Source organism: Streptomyces sp. WAC00040, assembly GCF_056835925.1.
In genome coordinates this window covers 453,856-476,703 of record NZ_JAKQZE010000001.1, presented here as the reverse complement: position 1 = coordinate 476,703, position 22,848 = coordinate 453,856, and the positions used below count along the sequence as shown (strand labels likewise).

At 70.8% G+C, this 22,848-nt stretch carries 16 protein-coding genes and 1 pseudogene; 7 read left to right on the top strand and 10 right to left on the bottom strand.

What is annotated here, in order from left to right:
• Nucleotides 1–23: 23 nt before the first annotated feature.
• The 3 genes from MDN94_RS02185 to MDN94_RS02175 all read right to left on the bottom strand — a co-directional run bounded on the left by MDN94_RS02185 (nt 24) and on the right by MDN94_RS02175 (nt 6,640).
• Nucleotides 24–2,036: a TerD family protein gene (locus tag MDN94_RS02185; RefSeq protein WP_482724301.1), complete on the bottom strand. Its 2,013-nt coding sequence runs from the start codon at nt 2,034–2,036 to the stop codon at nt 24–26.
• A 77-nt stretch (nt 2,037–2,113) separates the two neighbouring features.
• Nucleotides 2,114–3,142, bottom strand: a complete 1,029-nt coding sequence (locus MDN94_RS02180) for an aspartate-semialdehyde dehydrogenase (RefSeq protein WP_482724300.1) — start codon at nt 3,140–3,142, stop codon at nt 2,114–2,116.
• A gap of 168 nt (nt 3,143–3,310) precedes the next feature.
• On the bottom strand, nt 3,311–6,640 hold the full coding sequence (locus MDN94_RS02175) for a S8 family serine peptidase (protein WP_482724299.1): 3,330 nt from the start codon (nt 6,638–6,640) through the stop codon (nt 3,311–3,313).
• A gap of 196 nt (nt 6,641–6,836) precedes the next feature.
• Between MDN94_RS02175 and MDN94_RS02170 the strand changes: the two genes are divergently transcribed.
• A complete protein-coding gene (locus MDN94_RS02170) occupies nt 6,837–7,304 on the top strand; it encodes an NUDIX hydrolase (protein WP_482724298.1) in 468 nt (155 codons plus the stop codon).
• Here MDN94_RS02170 and MDN94_RS02165 read toward each other — a convergent pair.
• Together MDN94_RS02165 and pepN are read right to left on the bottom strand one after the other, a co-directional pair.
• Nucleotides 7,280–8,302 (bottom strand): hypothetical protein, encoded by a 1,023-nt coding sequence (locus tag MDN94_RS02165; RefSeq protein ID WP_482724297.1) that lies wholly within the window; start codon nt 8,300–8,302, stop codon nt 7,280–7,282. The genes MDN94_RS02170 and MDN94_RS02165 overlap by 25 nt on opposite strands.
• A gap of 503 nt (nt 8,303–8,805) precedes the next feature.
• A complete protein-coding gene (pepN, locus tag MDN94_RS02160; protein WP_482724296.1) occupies nt 8,806–11,367 on the bottom strand; it encodes an aminopeptidase N in 2,562 nt (853 codons plus the stop codon).
• A gap of 116 nt (nt 11,368–11,483) precedes the next feature.
• Here pepN and MDN94_RS02155 point away from each other — a divergent pair, with 116 nt between their 5' ends.
• Complete coding sequence (locus tag MDN94_RS02155; RefSeq protein WP_482724295.1) at nt 11,484–12,122, top strand: mycothiol-dependent nitroreductase Rv2466c family protein; 639 nt, start codon at nt 11,484–11,486, stop codon at nt 12,120–12,122.
• Between the two features lie 125 nt (nt 12,123–12,247).
• Here MDN94_RS02155 and MDN94_RS02150 read toward each other — a convergent pair whose 3' ends face one another.
• Together MDN94_RS02150 and MDN94_RS02145 are read right to left on the bottom strand one after the other, a co-directional pair.
• On the bottom strand, nt 12,248–13,666 hold the full coding sequence (locus MDN94_RS02150) for an amino acid permease (RefSeq protein WP_482724294.1): 1,419 nt from the start codon (nt 13,664–13,666) through the stop codon (nt 12,248–12,250).
• Nucleotides 13,667–13,763: 97 nt separating this feature from the next.
• A complete protein-coding gene (locus tag MDN94_RS02145; protein WP_482724293.1) occupies nt 13,764–15,188 on the bottom strand; it encodes an amino acid permease in 1,425 nt (474 codons plus the stop codon).
• A gap of 263 nt (nt 15,189–15,451) precedes the next feature.
• Here MDN94_RS02145 and MDN94_RS02140 point away from each other — a divergent pair, with 263 nt between their 5' ends.
• Nucleotides 15,452–16,036, top strand: coding sequence for a biotin transporter BioY (locus tag MDN94_RS02140; protein WP_482724292.1), 585 nt, complete (start codon nt 15,452–15,454; stop codon nt 16,034–16,036).
• A gap of 183 nt (nt 16,037–16,219) precedes the next feature.
• Here the strand turns inward: MDN94_RS02140 and MDN94_RS02135 are convergent, their stop codons facing one another.
• Nucleotides 16,220–17,701 (bottom strand): amino acid permease, encoded by a 1,482-nt coding sequence (locus tag MDN94_RS02135; protein WP_482724291.1) that lies wholly within the window; start codon nt 17,699–17,701, stop codon nt 16,220–16,222.
• A 169-nt stretch (nt 17,702–17,870) separates the two neighbouring features.
• Here MDN94_RS02135 and MDN94_RS02130 point away from each other — a divergent pair, with 169 nt between their 5' ends.
• Both MDN94_RS02130 and MDN94_RS02125 read left to right on the top strand, forming a co-directional pair.
• Nucleotides 17,871–18,359 carry a ribose-5-phosphate isomerase gene (locus tag MDN94_RS02130; protein WP_482724290.1) on the top strand — a complete coding sequence of 163 codons (489 nt, stop codon included), beginning with the start codon at nt 17,871–17,873 and terminating at the stop codon, nt 18,357–18,359.
• Nucleotides 18,360–18,439: 80 nt separating this feature from the next.
• On the top strand, nt 18,440–19,255 hold the full coding sequence (locus MDN94_RS02125; RefSeq protein WP_482724289.1) for an Fpg/Nei family DNA glycosylase: 816 nt from the start codon (nt 18,440–18,442) through the stop codon (nt 19,253–19,255).
• Nucleotides 19,256–19,393: 138 nt separating this feature from the next.
• Here the strand turns inward: MDN94_RS02125 and MDN94_RS02120 are convergent, their stop codons facing one another.
• Complete coding sequence (locus MDN94_RS02120; RefSeq protein WP_482724288.1) at nt 19,394–20,623, bottom strand: GNAT family N-acetyltransferase; 1,230 nt, start codon at nt 20,621–20,623, stop codon at nt 19,394–19,396.
• A 107-nt stretch (nt 20,624–20,730) separates the two neighbouring features.
• Between MDN94_RS02120 and MDN94_RS02115 the strand changes: the two genes are divergently transcribed.
• On the top strand, nt 20,731–21,876 hold the full coding sequence (locus MDN94_RS02115) for a PP2C family protein-serine/threonine phosphatase (protein WP_482724287.1): 1,146 nt from the start codon (nt 20,731–20,733) through the stop codon (nt 21,874–21,876).
• On the opposite strand, the pseudogene MDN94_RS02110 reads toward MDN94_RS02115, so the two are convergent.
• Nucleotides 21,771–22,100, bottom strand: a pseudogene (locus MDN94_RS02110) (hypothetical protein); the annotation flags it as partial. The gene MDN94_RS02115 and the pseudogene MDN94_RS02110 overlap by 106 nt on opposite strands.
• Before the next feature lie 274 nt (nt 22,101–22,374).
• Between MDN94_RS02110 and MDN94_RS02105 the strand changes: the two are divergent.
• Nucleotides 22,375–22,848 carry an HD domain-containing protein gene (locus MDN94_RS02105; RefSeq protein WP_482724286.1) on the top strand — a complete coding sequence of 158 codons (474 nt, stop codon included), beginning with the start codon at nt 22,375–22,377 and terminating at the stop codon, nt 22,846–22,848.

Sequence of the window (22,848 nt, the reverse complement as noted above, 5' to 3'; positions counted from 1 at the left end):
GAGGGGCGGTGCCGCGCGTGGTGTCAGCCGCCGGCGGTGATCCGCCAGCGGCCGCCGCCACGCACCTGGATCGGGCCCGGCTGGATCTCATGCCGGCCGGGGCCGGCGGCGATCCTTTGGTCCGGCGCGAAGTGCTTGTCCAGCAGCCACAGTTCGACCGGGTGGTCCTCACCGCACTCGACACGGACGTCGCCGGGGCGGCCCGTGTAGCGGACGATGTCGTACCCGTGGCCCTCGATCGACTCGGCGAACGGCCGTGGCCCGTCCGCCCCAGTCAGACCCAGCTTCCAGCCCATGCCGTCGCAGCGGACGGTGACGTACGCGGGCACGCCCGGCTCGCCGGGGACCGGGCCGCGCGCGGGACGGCTGCTGGACGCCTCCAGCACCGGTGCGGGAGCTATGGCGTCGGCGGCCCCCGCCTCGACCCGGTAGTACGGGGCGCGCCCCCCGCTGCCCGTCAGGGAGACGACGGACGCGCCGCCCCGGTGCACCAGCACGTCCGTGCCCTTGCCGCGTACGCCTTCCGCCAGTGGCCGGGCCGACTCCAGCGGCAGCAGCCTCAGGACCCATCGAGCCACGGACCGGATACGTACCCGGGTGGTGGCCCGGCCGTCGGTGAACAGCAGCACCCGTCCGCGCATGCCCTCCCGGCGCGGGAACAGCAGCGCGCGCTCCTCCCCGTACTCGTCGGTCTCTGTCGCCTCGTAGAAGCGTGATGCCGGTCCCGCGACCAAGTGGTACTCGAGGATCACCGGCGAGCCCGGAAGCGGGTTGACGATCTCGACCGGTGTGCCGGCGCGCCGGCCGCTGCCGTACTCGGCGAGCACGGGCGCACCGGACGCGGCGTTCAGCGACCAGAAGGCGCGGCCGCGGACCTGCAGCAGCGCGGGGCCGGGCAGGCGCACGACCCCCGCCGCAGTGCCGCCGGCGGCCTCGGGGGCGGGCGCGGGTCGGGGCGTCATCGGGTTCTCGCCGGGGAAGACGGCACCGAGCGAGAACGCGGCGTCGGCTCCGTCGGTGGCGTCGACGCGGTAGTGCAGGTCGTCGGCGGGGCCGTCGTAGCTCAGGACGTCGAGGTCGTGGCCGTGGGCGTGGCCCGTGAACGGCTCGGCGTGCGAGAGGGGCATCAGCTTCACCGCCCACCGGCGGCTCGCCCGTATGCCGAGGCGCAGCGGCCGGCCCTCCGGCACGTCTACGACGAACCGTGCCCTGCTCCGGCTCCGGTCACCGCGCCACAGCTCCTCGCCCCGGTCGCCGGTCTCCCCGAGCAGCTTGACCTGCACCCGCCCGTTGTCGTCCTCGAGCTCCACCTGCAACAGCGCGGGCCCCGCCGGCACCGTCCGGGGCACGGCGAAGGTCTTGTGCGCATGGCCTTTGAGGACGAAGGGAACGAAGTCGTGACCGAAGCCGATGCCGGCCCCGCCGTCCGGCGGCGCCGTCTGCGCCGGCCCGGGCTGTGGTGAGCGCAGGGCGGGGCCGCGGGCGCCGTTCGGGGGCGGCCCCGTGTCCGCGACCTCGACGCCGAAGGCCGTCGCGAGGCCGTGCAGGCCCGTCGTCCAGCCCTGGCCCACCGCCCGGAACTTCCACCCGCCCCGGTGCCGGTAGAACTCGCCCAGCACGAAAGCCGTCTCCGTCGTCGCGTCGTCGACACCGAAGTACGCGACCGGCGCGCCCGTCATCGTCGTCACCCGGATGTCCAGACCCGGCACCCGGCCGAAGGGGCCGCCGTTCGCCGATGCCGCGACGACCACGCGATCGATCCCCGGCTCGACTCCGGCGAGGTCCAGCCACAGCCGGTCCGCCAAGAGCGGTCCGCCGTCGTCCGGGGCCGTGCCCAGATGGCGTACCGCGCCGCTCGGGTGGTGCGGCCGGCCGGCGAGGACGAGGTCGGCGTCACCCCGCACCCTGCCGTCCGCGGCGGCGAGCAGCGCCGAGACTTCCACGATTGGAGCGCCGGGGGTCTTGCCCCGGCACACGGCGATCTGAAGCGGCTCGACCGGCGCGGGCACGTTGGCGCCCTTGACCATGCGTGTCATGCCCGGCAGCCTGCCATGTCACGCACAAGGGGGCGATCACCTTCCGGTGATCGCCCCCGAGGCACTGATCGGGTGGGTCAGCCGCGCAGCTCGTCCGCGACCAGCTCCGCGATCTGCACCGCGTTCAGCGCGGCGCCCTTGCGCAGGTTGTCGTTGGAGACGAACAGCGACAGGCCGTTGTCGACGGTCTCGTCCACGCGGATACGGCCCACGTACGAGGCGTCCTTGCCCGCCGCCTGGAGCGGCGTGGGGATCTCGGAGAGCTCGACGCCCGGGGCGTCCTTCAGCAGCTCGTAGGCACGCTCGACACCGAGCTTGCCGGCGAACCGGGCGTTGACCTGGAGCGAGTGGCCGGAGAAGACCGGGACGCGCACGCAGGTGCCGGAGACCTTGAGCTCGGGGATCTCGAGGATCTTGCGGGACTCGTTGCGAAGCTTCTGCTCCTCGTCGGTCTCGTGGGAGCCGTCGTCGACGAGGTTGCCCGCCAGCGGGATGACGTTGAAGGCGATGGTGCGCTTGTACACGCCGGACTCGGGGAAGGCGACCGCCTCACCGTCGTGGGTGAGCTCCTTGGCACGGTCCGCGGCCGCTCTGACCTGGTCGTCCAGCTCGGCGACGCCCGCGAGGCCGGAGCCGGACACCGCCTGGTAGGTGGTGGCGACCAGCGAGATCAGCCCCGCCTCCTGGTGCAGCGGCTTGAGGACCGGCATGGCGGCCATCGTGGTGCAGTTCGGGTTGGCGATGATCCCCTTGGGGCGGTCCTTGACCGCGTGCGGGTTGACCTCGGAGACCACGAGCGGCACCTCGGGGTCACGGCGCCAGGCGGAGGAGTTGTCGATGACGACGACGCCCTGCCCGGCCACCTTCTCGGCGAGCGCCCTCGAGGTCGCGCCGCCGGCCGAGAACAGGGCGATGTCGAGGCCCGTGAAGTCGGCGGTGGAGGCATCCTCGACCGTGATCTCCCGGCCTTCCCATTCGATCGTGGAGCCCGCGGACCGGGCCGAGGCGAAGAGCCGCAGCTCGTCGACCGGGAACTTCCGCTCGGCGAGGATCTTGCGCATGACCGTGCCGACCTGCCCGGTGGCTCCGACGATTCCGACCTTCACGGGGACTCCTCCGTACGTACTTGCGGCCCTGGTGCCGTTCCATGATGCGTATGTCCGGGTCCGCCTTGTCCAATCGATTGTCCGAGTGGCGGGACGTGTGACAAGGAACATGCAGGCGGGGCGGGCGCCCGAAGAGCGCCCGCCCCGCCGTCGTCCTGTCTTCTGCGACTACTCGGTGACCTTGCCGATCACCACGCTGCCGGCGCCCGCGACCGTGCCGCGGTTGTTCAGCAGCTGCACCTCACCGAAGAACTGACGTCCCTCCGGAGCCGCTCCACCGACCACGACCTCGGCGCTGACCTGCGCCGACGCGCCGTTGGCGAGCTGGACCGAGGATCCGGCGTCGATCTTCACGGAGCCGAGCGACGGGGAGAAGAACACATCGCGGTAGTCGTACTCGGTGGTCCCGGCGGGGACCGAGTAACCGTCGACCACGATCGTGTAGGTGCCGGCGGCCGGCTTCAGCAGGCTCACGGCCTCCTCGGAATCGCCGTCCGCGGCCTGGCCGACCACGGCGCCGTCCTTGAGGACCAGCAGGTCCAGGTCCGCGCCGTTGTCGGCGGGCGAGCCGATCGCCACGTCGAGGCGCTCCACGCCCTCGCCGATGGTGACCGTGGACTCCTGGGACTCACCGTGCGCGATGGACGGACGGGCGACCTTCGCCGAGCCCAGGGAGCCGCCGGCCAGCTTGCCGTCGAGAGAGGCGAAGCGGTTGGTGACGTTCCACTCGACGGGGGCCGGCGTGCCGACCTTCGCCTCGGGGAGCGTCTTGACGGCCGGGTCGAAGTCGGCACCCAGCACCGTCACGTCCAGCTCGAACGGGTTGTCCAGCAGCGGGGACGTGCGCCGCGACTCGACCTCGATCTCCCAGACGCCCGGCATCGGCTCCGGGTAGGAGCGCACGTCGGGACGGCAGGTGTTGGCCGGGTTCGCGTAGTTCGGGTAGCAGTTGACCGTCGAGGTCGGGTCGACCGGCAGCCCGTACGGGTGGAGGCCGATGAACCGGGTCTGGCTGCCCTCGGCGAGCCCGCCGATGGCGACCTCGAGGTTCTTGGCGCCCTCGGGGACGGTGATGAAGTACGACTTGTGGCTGTTGCGCTGCACCGTGTCCGCCTTGGAGACGGTGTACTCGGGCTTCGCGAGGTCGTCGGAGGCGACCACGGTGGCCAGGATCTGCTTGTCCACGCCCACGGTAGAGCGGTCGTCGGCCTCGAGGACGGCGCTGTGCACGCCGGCCGTCTTCGGCCGGGCCTGGACGGTGACGGTGACCGGCTGGTTCAGCGGGAGCCTGACCTCGGACCCGCTCAGCAGACGGAAGGTGCCGTCGTTGTTCTTCCAGCGCAGGGTGTGCGCGACGGCCTTCTTCGGGCCGGTCGTGCGGGTGACGGTGATGTCGTAGGTGCGGCTCTTGCCGGCCTTCAGGCCGCCCTCACGGTCGTAGAGACCGGTGCCGAAGCCCGGGGTCTTCAGCGCGAAGTCGATCGCGGTGTCGACCGGGGCCTTGACCGAGTACTCGTGGGCGCCCACGCCGTCCTTGATCTGCTCCCAGGCGTCCACGACGTTGATCAGGCCCGCGCCCTGCTCATGCGCCTGCGCACCGCTGATGCGGTGGGCGGTGCTGGTGAGGGCGGTGCGCAGCTTCGCCGGGGTCAGCTCGATGCCGCGCTGCTTGGCCGCGGAGAGCAGCAGAGCCGCCGCGCCCGCCGCCTGCGGAGAGGACATCGAGGTGCCCTGCATCATCGAGTAGCCGGGCGGCAGCTGGTAGCCGGCCTCGGCGACCGGGCCGCCGGGCGACCAGGTCTGGGTGGTGTTGACCGCCGCGCCGGGCGCGGTCAGCGTCGGCGTGAAGCCGCCGTCCTCACGCGGACCGCGCGAGGAGAAGGGCAGCATCGCGTACTTCTTCTCGACGCCGGAGCCGTAGTTGGACGCCCAGGTCTCCTTGGAGATGGACGCGCCGACGGAGATCACCTTGTCGGCGACGGCGGGGTCGCCGAGCGTGTTGGTGCCCGGGCCCGAGTTGCCGGCTGAGATCACCAGCTGGACGCCGTAGGTGTCTATGAGCCGGTTGTAGAGCTCGGCGCGCGCGTTGTTGCCGTCGTTCAGCGGGGGCAGACCGCCGATGGACATGTTGACGATGTCCACGCCGCGGTTGATGACCAGGTCGGCCATGCCCTCGGTGAGCGCGATGTTGGTGCAGCCGCCGCTCCAGGTGCAGGCGCGCGAGGAGACGATCTTCGCGCCGGGCGCGGCGCCGTTCATCCTGCCGCCGAAGAGGCTGTTGGCGGCGGTGATTCCGGCGACGTGCGTGCCGTGCGACCCCTCGATGACACCGATGTTGACGTAGTCGGCCTTCGCGCCGGCGTCGTTGTAGACGACATCGGTGCGGACCTCGATGACGAACGGGATGCGCTCGGCGATCGCGGTCTTCGGGTCGTCCTTGCCGAAGTAGCCGACCTGGAAGCCGTTCTTGTACGGCTTCATCAGGGTGTCGTTGGTGAAGTCGGCGTCGTTGTTCAGGTCGACGCGCGCGGTGCGGGTGCCCTCGTCGTAGAGGACCGCCCAGACGTCGGTGGTGTCGCCGTCCCGGTTGAGGTCGCCGGCCATGTCGCCGCCCTTGGTGGCGGCCTCCGCGAAGAGGTTGAAGCGGTACGCGCCGGCCGGGGCGGAGTAGGTGCGTCCGCCCGCGGTGAAGGTCGGGCCGTTGACGGCCGTGTTCATCCGCAGCCAGGTGCGGTCGCCGTCGGCCACCGGGTCCGTCGCCGTGACCCAGTCGACGATCTTGCGCTCGCCGGTGGTGGTCTTCTGGAGCGCCGGGTGGCCGAGGTCGACGCCGGAGTCGAGGACTCCGATGGTCACGCCGCGGCCGTCGGCCTTGGGGTGCGCCTTGACGAAGTCGACCGCACCGGTCTCGAAGGACGGGTTGTACGGGTTCTTCGCCGGGGTCGACGCGTCGGGCGCCGGGTACTGCTGGACCTGCGCGTCGGCGGTGCCCGCGGCCTTCACGGTGTCCGCCGCCGGCGTCGGGTCGTCCAGCTCGATCTCGTGCTTGAGGTCGATGCCGTGCACGCTGGACAGCTTGGCCGCCGACTTCAGGGCGGCCTCGGCCTTGCCCGTGGGCAGCGTGGCACTTACGTAGCCGAGCTCGTCGAAGGTCCTGCCGACGGTGGCGCCCTTGACGGCGTCCAGCTGGCCGGCGACCTGCTCGGTCGCGCCGGGGGCGGTGGCCACCATGACGGTGACGGTCTTCTCGCCCTTGGCCTCGGCCTCCGCGAGCAGCTCGGCGTCGGCCGAGCCGATCTTGTCGGAGGACGACTTGGCGGCTTTGACCGCGTTGGCGCCGGCCGGGTCGTCGGCGGGCGCTGTGGCGACGGCCGGAGCGACGCCGGCGGCGACGAGCGCGGCCACCATCGAGGCGGCGGCCGCGACGCGAACCACGCGTCTGTGACCTGGCGTCGAGCGTCCCGTTGTGGAGCTCTCGGGTTCGGGGGTCATCAGCATCCCTGTTTGTGAAAGGAAGGGTCCGGAATACGGTGCCGGATGACCGCTCAGCCTTGCGTAAATGACAGGGGTTTGTGGAGAGTTGATCGAGACGGGATGTGTCATGGCGGAAACCCGCCACCGCGGATCGTGCGCCATCGAGGACGAACAGGCGCTTATCCACCTCGATGAGCTGACGCGCCGGTAATCTCACCGAATGAACAAGGAGTTGAGGGTCGCGTCGTACGCCGTCTGCATACGGGACGGACAGATCCTGCTGGCCCGCTGGGTCGCGCGCGACGGCGCGAAGAAGTGGACGCTGCCGGGCGGCGGCATGGACCACGGTGAGGACCCCCTCGACACCGTCGTCCGCGAGGTCGAGGAAGAGACCGGCTACATCGCCGAGATGACCGCGCTGCTCGGCCTCGACTCGGTACGCCGGCGCTACCCGCGCAAGCTGGGCGCCTTCGCGGACTTCCAGGGCCTGCGGATCGTGTACGAGGGCCGGATCACCGGCGGCGAGCTGCGCAACGAGACCGGCGGATCCACGGACCTCGCCGCCTGGCACCCGCTGGAGGCGGTGCCGGCGCTCCACCGCGTCGAACTCGTCGACGTGGGCCTGGAGCTGTGGCACTCCAGGCCGGTTCTCGGCAGGGTCGCTCAGCGGGGCAGCACCACCACATAGGCGGCGGGCTCCCGGTCCGCGGCGGCCATCAGCGCGGTGCGCACCACGGTCGCCTGCTGCTCGGGCGACTCACGGAGCCTGCCCGGGGTCAGGTGCACGACGGTGATGCCCAGCCGCTCCAGATGCTCCCGCTTGCGCGCGTACCGGGACCACTGGCCGTCCTCGTCCTGGCGGGGCGCGCGCGTGTCCAGCTCCACGGCCACGGCCTGTTCCGGCCAGTACGCGTCGACCTGACCGAGACGAGGGCCGCCGGGGAGACGGAGGTCCACGTTCCACAGAGGGTCGGGCAGACCGCCGTCGCGGACGAGCCCGTACAGCCTGCCCTCCGCCACTGCACGGCCCTCCGCGAGGAGTTCGTCCACGGCGCTGACGACGTGCGGGTGGTCGAGCAGCCGCGCGTCGTCGAACTCCCGCACCAGCGCGGCGGGCTCGCAGTGCCCGCCCCGCACGGCCTCCGTCAGCAGCCGGCCCAGCAGTCCCGCGTCGTCGAGCTGCGCCACCGCGTCGGCGAGGGCGCGGGACGCGGGGGCCACGGGCACGCCGCCGACCTCCTTGGCCCGGGGCATCGAATGCCCCCGCACCAGCCGGGCGAACCCAATCGACCGCAGCCGCCGCGTCCGGGGCACGAGCACGTCGATCGACTCGATCGAGGTCAGCGGTGGAGCCGCGGCGAATCCGTGCAGCGCGAGCGCGGCGAGCCCGGTGGCCATCGCTTCGCCGTACGGCGCCGAGTCGTGCCGCTGGCACGGCAGCACCGGCCGGCCGGCGTACAGCAGCGCGGCATGCAGTCGCTCCTCGCCGGTGGCCGGTCCGGGATGCAGCAGGTACACCCCCGGCAGCAGCAACTGCCAGTCCCCGCCGGGCCGGCACTTCTCGGCGACCCGCGAGGGCGTGTAGCCGTGCGTACGCAACTGCGCCCCGGACACGACCCGCCGGCGCACGTCGCCGTCGGGCCGGCTGAGGGGGAGGGGAGAGAGGGGAGCGTTGGACTGGTTCATGCCGATGGGATGCCCGCGCCGCCGGACCGGGCTAACCGCTGTTACAAGCTCGTCGACAATTCAGGACAACCGCACACTAAAGTACGCACGTTCGAGTGCCGATGTGGGGCCGGTGTCGTGCCCTGCCCCGGCCGCTGTTGCCGGTGTGCGACTCGGCCACGTACGGGGCCCCGCCTGTGCCGGGCCCGGCCCGCCGGGTGCCGCGTGCCGGGCGCGGCCCGTAACCGGTACGGCCTTCGGCAGTGTCCTCAAGCTCCCCTGCTGCCTGGCAGCCGTGGCCGTGCCGGGCGGGCCCTGTCCCGCTCCGCGCGCTCGGCCTTGCCCGCGCGGCCGAGGCCCCGGCAGGGGGCAGGTCCAGCCCCGTATCGGCGATCGAGGCGCGGGGTCCGGGGGCAGCGCCTCCGGAACACCGTGCGGAGCGCGGGCAGGTCCGGGGCCCGCCCCGGTTTCGGTAAGGGGCTGGGTGGGGCGGGGCCCGCCGGGGGCGGACCTCGCCCCGACCGTCACGCCCCGTCGCGCTCCTGCGCCCGCAACGCCCTCGCCAGATCGTCGCGGGACTCCGCTACCAGCCGCCGCAGCGCCGGCGCCGCCGACTCGTGCGCGGCCAGCCACTCGTCCGTCGCGTCGAGCGTGGCCCGGGAGTCCTGGAGGGACGGGTACAGGCCCCGCACCACGTCCATCCCGATCTGGATCGACCGCTCGGACCACACCCGCTCGATCGCCTCGAAGTACTTCTCGGTGTACGGGGCGGTCAGTTCACGCTGCGACGGCTGGACGAAGCCCGAGATCGTCGCCTCGACGAGCGCGTTGGACAGCTTGTCCGACTCCACCACCGTCGCCCACGCCTGGTCCTTGACCGCGGCCGAAGGCCGCGACGCCAGGCAGCGCACCTCGTGCCGCTTGCCGGAGGCCGTGTCGTCGCGCGCCAGTTCCGCCGCGATCGCCGACTCGTCGGCGACCCCGTGCGCGGCCAGCGGTTCCAGGAACGACCAGCGCAGTTCCTGGTCGACGTCCAGGCCGTCGATCTTCTCGGTGCCCGCCAGCAGCCCGGAGAGCAGCCGGAAGTCCGATTCGTCCGTCGCCACCGAGGCGAAGAAGCGGGCCCACGTCAGCTGATGCTGGCTGCCCGGCTCCGCGCGCCGCAGTTCGTCCAGCGCGCCGGACGCGAGCAGCCGGCCGCTCTCCTCGCGCCACTGCGGGGCCACATAGTGCACGAGGGCCGACCGTGTCCACGCGTGGAGCATCTGCAGCACACCGATGTCGGACTCGCTCCCGGCGAACTTCAGCACGAGTTCCACGAAGTCACGCGCCGGCATGAGCGCGTCCCGCGTCAGGTTCCACAGCGCGGACCAGCACAGCGCCCGTGCCAGCGGGTCGGTGATGTCGCCGAGATGCGCCCGCAGCGTCGCCAGCGAGTCCTCGTCGAAGCGGACCTTGCAGTAGGTCAGGTCCTCGTCGTTGACCAGGACGAGTCCGGGCCGCTCCTCGCCGGCGAGTTCGGGCACGACCGTGCGCGCGCCGGTGACGTCCACCCCGGCCTGCGCGTACCGCACGAGCTCCGCGTTCTCGATCCGGTAGAGGCCGACGGCCACCCGGTGCGGCCGGAGCGTGTCACCGTCCTGGGAGATCGCCAGCTCGGCGATGCGCCCCTCCGCGTCGTACGCCACCTCGGGCGTCAGCGCGTTCACGCCGGAGGTCTCGAGCCAGGACCGGGACCAGTCCTTCATGTCACGCCCGGACGTCTCCTCCAGCACGGACAGCAGGTCTCCGAGCCGGGTGTTGCCGTACGCGTGGCGCTTGAAGTAGCGCCGGGCGCCCTCCATGAACGCGTCCCGGCCCACGTACGCGACGAGCTGCTTGAGCACGGCCGCGCCCTTGGCGTACGTGATGCCGTCGAAGTTGAGCTTGGCGTCCTCGAGGTCGCGGATGTCGGCCGTCACCGGGTGCGTCGACGGCAGCTGGTCGGCGCGGTACGCCCAGGCCTTGCGGTTGTTGGCGAAGGTGACCCATCCGTTGGTGAAGCGCGTCGCCTCGACCATCGAGAAGGAGCCCATGAAGTCCGCGAAGGACTCCTTGAGCCACAGGTCGTCCCACCACTGCATGGTGACGAGGTCGCCGAACCACATGTGCGCCATCTCGTGCAGGATGACGTTGGCCCGGCGCTCGTACGACGCCTGTGTCACCTTGCCGCGGAAGACGAACTCCTCGCGGAACGTCACGCAGCCGGGGTTCTCCATGGCGCCGATGTTGTACTCGGGCACGAACGCCTGGTCGTACTTCCCGAAGGGGTACGGGTAGTCGAAGTGCTCGTGGAAGAAGTCGAGGCCCTGCTTGGTGACGAGGAAGATGTCGTCCGCGTCGAAGTGCTTGGCGAGCCCCTTGCGGCACATCGCACCCAGCGGGATCCGCAGGACCGTGCCGTCGGCCAGTTCACGCTCGTACAGGTCGGTCTCGTAGTGGTACGGCCCGGCGACGACCGCCGTGATGTACGTCGAGATCGGTGCCGTCTCGGCGAACCGCCAGGTCCCGTCCTCGGCGCGGGCGCCCTCGCGGTTGCTCCACACCGTCCAGCCCTCGGGGGCGGTCACCTCGAACCGGAACGGCGCCTTGAGGTCGGGCTGTTCGAAGTCGGCGAAGACCCGGCGCGCGTCGGCCGGCTCGTACTGGGTGTAGAGGTAGACCTCGCCGTCCTCGGGATCGACGAAGCGGTGCAGTCCCTCACCGGTGCGGCTGTAGGCGCACCGGGCGTCGACGACGAGCACGTTCTCCGCCGCCAGGTCGTCCAGCGCGATCCGGGAACCGTCGAAGACGGTCGCGGGGTCCAGCTCACGTCCGTTGAGGGTGACCGCCGTCACGGACGGGGCGAGCAGGTCGACGAAGGTCGAAGCACCCGGCTCGTTCACCCGGAACCGGATCGTGGTCACCGACCGGAAGGTGCGCGGCCCTGAGGCGTCCTCGGGCTCCCCGACCGCGGACCGCACGTCGAGGGCCACCTCGTACCCGTCGACGGACACCAGTCCGGCCCGGGAGCGGGCCTCGTCGCGGGACAGATTCTCACCGGGCACAAGCACTCCTTCGTGTCTCGTTCGAACACGAGCGATCCTCCCACGGGAATCGGCGGAGCCATCGGCGGCGTTGCCCGGGCAGGCGCGCAGGGCGCCGATCCCTTCCAAGGAGTGATATGTCGCACAACGGCAAGACGCCCGTGGACTTCTGGTTCGACCCGCTGTGCCCCTGGGCCTGGATGACCTCCCGCTGGATGCTCGAGGTGGAGAAGGTCCGTGACGTAGAGGTGCGCTGGCATGTGATGAGCCTCGCCGTACTCAACGAGGACAAGCTCGACGAGCTTCCCGAGGAGTACCGGGACATGCTGGAGAACAAGGCCTGGGGCCCGGTGCGCGTCGTCATCGCGGCCCAGCAGGAGCACGGCGACGAGGTGGTCGGCAAGCTCTACACCGCGCTCGGCACCCGCTTCCACAACGAGGGCATGGGCCCCGTCCGGGAGGCCGTCGTCGCGGCGCTGAGGGACGTCGGTCTGCCGACGTCCCTCGCCGACTTCGCCGACAAGGGCACGTACGACGCCCAGCTGCGCGCCTCCCACAAGGAGGGCATAGAGAAGGTCGGCCAGGAAGTCGGCACGCCGGTCATCGCGGTGCCTGGTTCCGACGGCGAGCAGATCGCCTTCTTCGGTCCGGTCGTCACCCCCGCCCCCAAGGGCGAGGAGGCGGCCCGGCTCTGGGACGGGACGCTCATGGTCGCGTCGATCCCGGGCTTCTACGAGATCAAGCGCACGCGGACCCAGGGCCCCGTCTTCGACTGACCCGCCCACCGGACGGCAGCGCCCGCGTTCCGGCGGCAGCCGCAGCCCGGACGGCGCAGTGCCCCCGCGAGTACATGACTCGCGGGGGCACTGCGCCGTCCGGGCCGTTCCGTGCGCTGCCGCGCTCAGTCCCTCGCGCCGGCCCCGGTGGCGGACCGGGACTCACGCGTCTTCTGCAGCACGAATCCGACGACGGCGAGGACCAGCGTCAGGACACCGGTGCCGAGCAGCTGCATCCGGGTCTCCTCCTCGCGCAGCATCAGCCCGAAGACGGTCGTCATGCCGGCCAGGGCGAGCAGCGTGAGGCCGGGGAACAGCCACATCTTCACGACCAGCTTCTCGGGGTTCTCCCGCTCGGTGCGGCGGCGGAGCACCAACTGCGAGACGGCGATGAAGAACCAGACGACCAGGATGATCGCGCCGATCGTGTTGAGCAGCCACATGAAGATGTCGTCCGGCCGCCAGTACGACAGCAGCACGCACAGGAAGCCGAAGACGGAGGAGACGAGCACGGCGGTCCGCGGCACGCCGCCGGAGATCCGGCCCAGCGCCGTCGGTCCCTGACGGCGGGCGACCAGCGAGCACGCCATCCGGGAGGCGCCGTAGATGTTGGCGTTCATCGCGGAGAGCAGGGCGATCAGCACGACCACGTTCATGATCTGGCCCGCGCCGTCGATCCCCAGGTGGTCCAGGGTCGCGACGTACGGCCCCTTCTCGGCGACCGCCTTGTCGTGCCACGGCACGAGCGTGACGATGACCGCCATCGAGCCGATGTAGAAGACGGCGATACGCCACATCGCGGTGCGAACGGCCTTGGCGACGCCCTGCACCGGGTGCTCGGACTCGGCGGCGGCGATGGTGACCGTCTCCAGGCCTCCGTAGGCGAAGACGGAGGCGAGGAGGCCGACGATCAGGCCCTCGCTGCCGTTCGGCATGAAGCCGCCGTCACCGGTGAGGTTGGCGGTGCCCGGGGCCTCGCTTCCCGGAAGGACGCCGGCGATCGCGAGGACGCCGATGCCCAGGAAGAGCACGATCGCGCCGACCTTCAGTGCGGCGAACCAGAACTCGAACTCGCCGAAGTTCTTCACCGCCGCCAGGTTCGTACCGCAGAACACCAGCATGAACAGCGCCACCCAGGCCCACTCGGGAGTCCCGGGGAACCACCCCGTCATGATGCCCGCGGCGCCGATGGCCTCCAGGCCGACGGCCACGCACAGCAGGAACCAGAACGCCCAGCCGGCGGTGAAGCCTGCCCACGGCCCGATGGCCCGCTCCGCGTGCACGGAGAAGGAGCCGGAGGCGGGGTTGGCCGCCGACATCTCGCCCAGCATCCGCATCACCAGCATGACCAGCAGTCCGGAGAGGGCGTACGCGACGACGATCGACGGTCCGGCCGCGGCGATGCCGGCGCCCGATCCCACGAAGAGCCCGGCACCGATGACACCGCCGAGGGCGATCATCGACAGGTGGCGTTGTTTGAGGCCGTGCGTGAGCGTGGCGTCGGCCGGCTGGTCGACGGGCGCGGGCGCGGTGGTCCGAGACATGGGCGTGCCCTGTTCATGAGCTGAGACGGGGGAGCGGCCCAGTGTGGGCATGATCGCCGCTCACAGGGAACCGATGTCCGCTATACGGTCACGATCTTCACGGAACGTCAACATCCGCACACGGGAGCCCCGCAATGCGGCGGCGTCGTTCGCGTAGCTCGCGGACGGCGGAAACCAGCAGTACACCGGCGGTCGCGCCGCTCGACCACAACACCTGAGGCCGGGCCGCGTCATCGGTGAGCATCAGCCCCAGTACCGCCGCCATCGCGGCGAGCACGACCCAGGTGAGCCACGGAAAGCCCCACATGCGCAGCGTCAACTTCTCCGGCGCCTCGCGCTCGAGGCGCCGGCGCAGCCGCAGCTGCGACACCGCGATCAGCGCCCAGACGAACAGCAGTACCGCGCCGACCGAGTTGAGCATGTAGAGGAAGACCGAATCCGGCCACTTCAGATTGAGCAGCACGGACACGAAGCCGAACGCGACGGAGGCGAGCACCGCCTTGCGCGGCACGCCGCCCATGCTCAGCTTCAACAGCCCCTTCGGCGCCTCGCCACGCTCAGCGAGCGAGAACACCATCCGGGAGGCGCCGTACAGGTTGGCGTTGAGAGCGGACAACAGCGCCACGAAGACGACGATCTCCATGATCCTTCCGGCGCTCGGCACCCCGATCGAGTCGAGTACGGAGACATAGGGGCTGAGGCCCGCCTTCTGCGCCGTCCAGGGCATGACGGTCACGATGACGGCCATCGAGCCCACATAGAAGAAGAGGATGCGGACCACCGCGCTGCGCACGGCGCGGCCCACCGCGCGGGCCGGGTCCGAGGTCTCCGCGGCCGCGATGGTGACGACTTCGAGGCCGCCGAAGGCGAAGACGACGACGAGCACGCCGGAAATCACGCCGGACCAGCCGCCCGGCAGGAAGCCGCCCTCGCCCGTGAGCCGGGTGAGGCCGACCGGGTCGGTGTCCGGCAGCAGCCCGAAGATCGCCAGAGTGCCGAGTGCCAGGAAGAGCACGATCGCGCCGACCTTGAGTGCGGCGAACCAGAACTCGAACTCGCCGAAGTTCTTCACCGCGGTCAGGTTGGCGGCGGTGAAGACCACCATGAACACCAGCACCCAGCCCCATTGGGGGACGGCAGGTGCCCAGCCGTGGGCGATCGCCGCGGCGGCCGTCGCCTCCGCTGCGAGCACCACCACCAGCAGGAACCAGTACAGCCAGCCGACGCTGAACCCGGCCCACCGCCCGAGCGCGCGTTCCGCGTGCACGGAGAACGAACCGGAAGCGGGCATCGCGGAGGACATCTCACCCAGCATGCGCATCACCAGCATCGCGAGGGCGCCCGCGATCAGGTAGGAGAGCACGATGCCGGGGCCGGCCAGCGCGATGCCTGCGCCCGATCCCACGAAGAGTCCTGCGCCGATCACCCCGCCGAGGCCGAGCATCGTCAGATGGCGCTGCTTGAGCCCGTGGCTGAGGGGTTCGGCCTCTGCGGCCAGGGACGTGGGCGGCGCGTCGTGCATGTGCTGGAGAACTTTCGCATCACTCGGTAGGAGTTATGGGGTCTCTACAGTCTTCCCGAGTTGGCACCTCCTGTGCAAAACGGACGCCTACGCCTTCGACCTCAGTGATGAGCATCACGTCATCGCCGACATGATCGATGTTCTTTGTGCGAACCCCACCAAGCCGTCAACCGCCGCTTTGTGGGCGGCTGCTGGTGATCGAGCGATTCTCCGTGGGCTACGGTCACCCTGTCCCGAACTGCCCTCACCCTCGCGGAGTCCCGATGAGCACTGCTGCCGCCCCCGTCCGATCGGGGCTCGTCCTCGCCGACCTGCTGCCCGCCTCCCGCGTCCGGGACATCACCCTCGTCGTCGGCGGCGCCGCGCTCACCGGCATCGCGGCGCAGATCGCCGTCCCGGTCCCCGGCTCCCCGGTCCCCGTGTCCGGCCAGACCTTCGCGGCCCTCCTCGTGGGCACAGCACTGGGCGCGCGCCGCGGCTTCCTCTCCCTCGCCCTGTACACGGTGGCCGGCATGGCGGGCATGCCGTGGTTCGCGCAGGCGACGTCCGGCTATGCGATGCCGTCCTTCGGCTACATCCTCGGCATGCTGCTCGCCGCGACCGTCGTCGGCCACTTGGCCCGGCGCGGCGCCGACCGTTCCGTGCTGCGCATGGCGGGCACGATGGCGGCCGGCTCGGCGATCATCTACGCGGTGGGCGTCCCCTACCTGGCGCTGGCCACCGGCATGTCCCTCGGTGATGCGGTCGCGGCCGGCCTGGTGCCGTTCCTGATCGGCGACGCGCTGAAGGCGGCCCTGGCTATGGGCGCGCTGCCGACCGCCTGGAAGCTCATCGGCCGCCGCGGCTGACGTACACGGCCCCTGGCCGCAGAAGAGGCCCGCCCCGATTCTCAGCATCCTGAGACCGGCGGGCCTCTTGCGTTTCCCGGTTCGCACCAGGGACGGGAAAAAGAAGGGAGGCTCCGTCCGTCCCTTGCAGGACGGACGGGAGCCTCCCTTCTGACGCCACTCGACCTGAGGCGTCGGGTTCTCTCAGGCTCCGGCGACCGGCTCCACCTCTTCGTCACGGGCGGCCGTGACGGGTGCGGCGGCGGGCCGCGGGGAGAACTTCTCGCGGGTCAGGGCGATCGCGACCACCACCGCGGCGACGGCGATCGAAAGCAGCGCGACCTGCCGGTTGGCCTCGTCGACGACCATGTAGACGAGCACGAAGGTGATCATCGCGGCGGTCGCCCAGGTGAGGTACGGGAAGAGCCACATCTTCACCGTCAGCTTCTCCGGCGCCTCGCGCAGCAGGATGCCCCGCATCCGCAGCTGGGTGAAGCAGATCACCAGCCAGACGAACAGGGCGACCGCGCCGGACGAGTTGAGCAGGAAGAGGAAGACCGTGTCCTTGTAGGCGTAGTTGAAGTACACGGCGGCGAAGCCGAAGACCACAGAGGCAAGGATGGCCGCCGTCGGCACGCCCTTGGCGTTGACCTTGGCGAACGACTTGGGCGCGTCACCGCGCTCACCGAGCGAGAAGGCCATGCGCGAGGCGGTGTAGAGGCCCGAGTTGAGGCAGGAGAGGACCGCCGTCAGGATGATCACGTTCATGATCTGACCGGCGTTCGCGATGCCGATCGAGTCCAGGGCGGCGACGTACGACCCCTTCTCCTCGATGGACTTGTCGTTCCACGGGAGCAGCGTCAGCACGACGAAGATCGAGCCGAGGTAGAAGAAACCGACACGCCAGATCACCGAATTGGTGGCCTTGGTGACCGCCCGGCGCGGGTTCTCCGACTCGCCGGCCGCCAGGGTGACGATCTCGCTGCCCATGAAGGAGAAGACGACCAGCAGCACACCGGCGAGGATCGCGCCGGCGCCGTTCGGCATGAATCCGCCCGCGTCGGTCAGGTGGGCGAGGCCCGCCCCGGGATTGTCGGAGCCCGGCAGCACACCGAAGACGGCCAGCAGACCGATGATGACGAAGGCGCCGATGGCGACGACCTTGATGCCGGCGAACCAGAACTCGAACTCGCCGTACGAGGAGACGGAGACCAGGTTGGTGGCCGTCAGTACGACCATGACGATCAGCGCCCAGCCCCACTGCGGGACGGCCGGCATCCAGCCCTCCAGGATCTCGGCGCCGGCCGTGGCCTCCACGGCCAGCACGACGACCCAGAAGAACCAGTAGAGCCAGCCGATGGAGAAGCCCGCCCAGCGCCCGAGCGCGCGGTCGGCGTAGGCGGAGAAGGAGCCGGAGTTCGGGCTCGCGGCGGCCATCTCGCCCAGCATCCGCATCACGAAGACGACCAGCATGCCCACGAGCGCGTACGACAGCAGGATCGCCGGGCCGGCCGCGGCTATGCCGGAGCTGGATCCGACGAACAGGCCGGCGCCGATCACACCGCCGATGGCGATCATGGAAAGGTGGCGGTTCTTGAGACCGGCCTTGAGACCTTCGGGGGAAGGCGACTGTCCCGGGGTGCCGGGCGTGTCGCCTTCCTTTGTGAGGGTCGACTGCGTCGTCATGGACGAATCCTTATGTCTTGGTGCCGCTCGGGTTACGAACTTGGGAATTACAACCCAGTACGCGCCAGTACGGAAGCGTCGAATCCGTTTCGTTGCGCTCGTCACTCCGGCGCGCCCCGAGCCCGGCCCCGCGCCGGACTGCGCCTGCCCCGCATGCCACACTCGAACCATGCGCGTGTACCTCGGCTCGGACCATGCCGGCTTCGAACTCAAGAACCACCTCGTCGAGTGGCTCAAGGCCCATGGCCACGAGCCTGTGGACTGCGGTCCCCACATCTACGACGCCCAGGACGACTACCCGCCGTTCTGCCTGCGTGCCGCGGAGCGGACGGTCGCGGACGAGGGCAGCCTCGGCATCGTGATCGGCGGCTCGGGCAACGGCGAGCAGATCGCCGCCAACAAGGTCAAGGGCGTGCGTGCCGCGCTCGCCTGGAGCGAGCAGACCGCCGCGCTCGGCCGTGAGCACAACAACGCCAACGTCGTGGCCATCGGCGGGCGGATGCACACCCTCGAGGAGTCGACGAAGTTCGTCGAGATCTTCCTCGGCACTCCGTACTCGGGTGAGGAACGCCACACCCGCCGAATCGAGATGCTCTCCGCGTACGAGACCACCGGCGAGCTCCCCCCGATCCCGGCCCACCACCCGCAGCAGGGCTGAGCCCCGCGCCCGTATCCGCTTCCATGTGCCGCCGGGTCCGTCCCGGCGGCACGGTCATGCCGCCCAGGAGGACCGACCCCATGCCCGAGGGGCACACGATCCATCGCCTCGCGGAGGACTACCTCCACCGCTTCGCGGGGTGGAACGTCCGGGTCAGCAGCCCCCAGGGCAAGTTCTCCGACAGCGCCGCGCTCCTCGACGGCCGCGTGCTCGACGGCGCAGACGCGCACGGCAAGCACCTGTTCCTCGGCTTCGAGGACATCGGCTGGGTCCACATCCACCTCGGCCTGTTCGGCAAGCTCGGCTTCGGCACGGCACCCGCGCCGCCGCCCACCGACACGGTCCGCCTGCGCGTCCTGAACGAGGACCACTACGCCGACCTGCGCGGCCCGACCACCTGCGCGCTGATCACCGCACCCGAGAAGCGGGCGATACACGAACGGCTCGGGCCCGACCCGCTCAGGCCGTCCGACGACCCGGACCGGGCATGGGCGCGGATCTCCCGCTCCCGCACGACGATCGCCGCGCTGCTGATGGACCAGAAGATCATCGCCGGCGTCGGAAACGTCTACCGCGCGGAGGTCCTCTTCCGCCACGGCATCGACCCCTACCGGGCCGGCAAGGACCTCACGCGCCGCCAGTGGGACGCGATCTGGGAGGACCTGACAGCGCTGATGCGCGAGGGCGTCCGCAACAACCGCATCGACACGGTCCGCCCGGTACACACTCCGGAGGCGATGGGCCGGGCACCGCGTGTGGACGACCACGGCGGCGAGGTCTACGTGTACCGCCGGGCCAACATGCCGTGCCATGTCTGTACCACGCACATCCGCACTGCACCACTGTCGGCCCGCAACCTCTTCTGGTGCCCGACCTGCCAGCCACCCACGGCCTGAACCGCCCCGTCCCTAGCGAAACCGGGCTCCCGGGCCTGCCCCGCCACGCGGCGGAGCCGCACATCGGTACAGCTGGAAGGGGCATGTGAGTGAACGAGCCCGCCCCAGGCCCCCACGCCCCCGCGGCGCTCTCCCCCGCTAGAACCCGTGCGGCAACCACGGCGCGACGTCGGAGCCGAACCCCACCGACGCCTCAGCCAGGGCCCCTTCCCGCAATTCCCGCACCCGCCCCGCCCCCGCCAGAGTCGACAGCGACACGCCGCCCAGATACGCCGCCCCCAACTCCCTTACGGACAGCGACAGATCCGCCTCGTCCCGGGTCCGCTCGCACGACGCGCCCTTCGCGTCGCCCGTCAGCCGCCAACGGCCGGTGTTCCAGGGGCAAAAGGCGTCCTCGACGTCGAACACCACGTCGACCGGCGCCGTGTAGCGCCGGGCCTCCAGCGCGGCCCCCACGTCGACCAGCCGGACATGCAACGAGTCCCGTACCCGCACGCCGCAGCGGCGGATGTCCGTGACCAGCTGGAGCAGCGGGTCGTCCACGGGACGGTTGCGGGACCGTACGGTCGTCGTCAGGTCGATGCCGCACAGGAAACGCCACAGCGCCGCGTACGCCACCGGGTCCAGCGCGTCGATGTGCCGTACCGAGATGGAGCCCTCGGGGCCGGCAGCCGACCAACTCGGCTTGTTGTGGAAGCGGGCGTACCCCACGACCTGACCGTCCCGTTCCGCGAGCACGCACTGCATGGCGGACCCACCCTCCCGCTCGCTCGGCGGGTCCAGCAGCGGCAGCCGCTCCCAGCCGGGCCGGCGGGCGAGCATCCCGGGCCGTGTGCCGATCGTGCGCAGGTACACCTCCTCGCACGCCTGGGCGCCCTCTGCGATCGGCACGAAGCGGATCCGAACGTCGTCGGCACCGGCTGGCGCGGTGATCCGCGTCCGCGACGAGTCGATCTCGACGGAAATCTGGTGGGTGGCGACTCCGTAGCCGAACCGGCCGTAGATCTCCGGCTCGGAGGCCGTGAGCACCGCGAGCGGTTCGCCCCAGGAGCGGACGTCGTCGAGTTGGCGCCGCATCATCGAGGTGAGGATCCCGCGCCGCCGGTGGGTCGCCGCCACGCTGACCATGGTCACGCCGGCCGCGGGCACGAACCGGCCGCCCGGCGCGGAGACGGAGAAGGTGAACGCCCCCGCGGTGCCGACGCAGTCGTCGCCGTCCCAAACGCCGATGGAGCGTTCCGTCTCCGTCAGGTCGGCCCAGAGTTCGCGCTCCGGCCGGGTCTCGGGGACGCCGCCGAAGGCGAGCTCCAGACTCCGGTACCACCGGTCCCACTCGGACTGTCGCAGCACCCGCAGATCTGTCGTCATATGCCATCCCTACCAGTCGTTCACGACCCGTCGCGACCCGATTTCGAACGCAATGTCGTGGGGGTACCCCTGCACGCCGGGGCGGCGGGTGGATAAGGTCCACGGCAATGGCCCGCGGCTCTGCAGCAGACTCGTCCACGGCCCGGTTGCGGAAAGCGGTGCACCGGGCACGCATCGCGCTGCGCAAGTCCGGGGTCGACTACTTCCGAGGCGACGGCTCCGACCGGCTGGCCCTGGCCGGACTGCTGCTGACGATCCCCGCGATCACGTGGGGCACGATCGCCGCGCCCGTGTGGTGTTCACCGGTGGCGCTGGTCCTGCCGATCGTGGCGGGCGGCCTGCTGTTGCGGCCGGCGAGTCTGCTCGCCCTCTACGCGGCCGCGGCCGCGGCCCTCATCGTGGAGTCCATAGCGCTCGGTCCGTACACGGACGGCCCGGCGAGAGTCACCCCCGGCACGGTCCTGGTCGTCGCGGCGTGCGGCATGTTCGGCCTGCTGATCGCCCAGTTCAGGGCCAGGGTCGGCGTGCCGTGGCGGCGCGGCGGCACCATGCTCTTCGACCTGCGCGAACGCATCCGGGTGCAGAGCGCCCTGCCGCGGCTGCCGAAGGGCTGGCACCAGGAGATGGCGCTGCGCCCGGCCGGCGGCCAGTCGTTCTCCGGCGACTTCGTGGTCGCCGCCCGCACCAACGGCGGCCGCACCCTGGAGGTCGTTCTCACGGACGTGTCCGGCAAGGGGATGGACGCGGGGTCACGGGCGCTGCTGCTGTCCGGTGCGTTCGGCGGACTGCTCGGCTCGCTGCCGCCCCACGGCTTCCTTCCCGCGGCCAACGGCTATCTGCTGCGGCAGGACTGGGACGAGGGCTTCGCCACGTCCATCCACCTCGTGCTCGATCTCGACTCAGGCGACTACGAGTTGCTGTCCGCGGGACATCTGCCCGCACTCCAGCTCCACGCGGGCAGCGGCCGCTGGGAGGAGATGGCAGCAGAGGGCCCGCTCCTCGGTGTGTACGACGCGGCCCAGTTCGACCCGGTCAAGGGCTCTTTGCGCCCCGGCGACGTGCTGATGCTGTTCACCGACGGTCTCGTGGAGGCGTCGGGCCGGGACATCAGCGAGGGCATCGACCGGCTGACCGGCGAGGCGGACCGCTATGTGGCCGCCGGCTTCGAGGGTGCCGCCTGGCACCTGATCGAGGCCGTCGCCAAGGACGTCAACGACGACCGGGCGCTGCTGCTGCTGTGCCGCCAGGCGTGAGGGTGACCGGCCCGCCCGTTCCCCCTTCCCAGGCCCCCGCCGAGACCCGGCAGGATCCTGGCCAGCCGGTGCGACCGTCCCACCGCGAGCGGCGCGAGGACCGCGAGGATCAGGGGCGTACCCGGCGATGAAGGGCGAGAGCCGGTCGTCCAGCGCGGTGCCCGCCGCCATCGTCGCGAGGATCAGGGCGAACTCCCCCGGGCGAGCAGGGTGGTGGAGACGTTGACGGCCTGAAGGGCGACAGGATGGGCCGGAGCGCTGCCAGGCAGACGGCCAGGAAGATGTCGTCGACGACGATGATCCGCGCCACCCGTGGCTATGACCGTGTCTGTGGCCGATGGGCCCAGTCCCTTCCGGTCGCGCAGCACGACGGTCTCCGGGACGCCGCGTTGCGTCAAGAGATGGTCAAGGAAGCGTCAGCAATTAGTTTACCAAACGATTACTTGGTGATCCCGGGGAGCGCTTCGGGTGCCTGCCGCCGCGGCGTAGAGTCGTGCCATGTCCGAGCAGATGCTGACCCTGGCCGAGGTCGAGGCCATCGCCCGCGAGGCCCACGCCGCCCAGCGGGACAAGGCGGGCCGGCCCTACGTGAACCACATCGCGGCCGTCGCCGAAGGAGTACGTGCTCGGGGCGGGAGCGAGGAGCAGATCGCCGCGGGCTGGCTCCATGACGCGGTCGAGGACGACGCGTTGAGCCGCGAATGGCTGGAACGGGCCGCGCTGCCGCAGTCCGTCAAGGAGATGGTCCTCGCGCTGACCAAGGGCGAGGGCGAGGACCTGGAGACGTACACCCGGCGCATCCTGAACACTCCCGGCGCGCTGCTGGTCAAGCAGGCCGACCTGGCCGACAACGCCGACCCCGCGCGCCTGGCCCTGCTCGACGAGGCGACGCGGAACAGGCTGACGGAGAAGTACGCCAGGACCCGTGAACTGCTCGGCCTGGCAGCCGAAAAGGGGCCGTCGGCCGGCTGA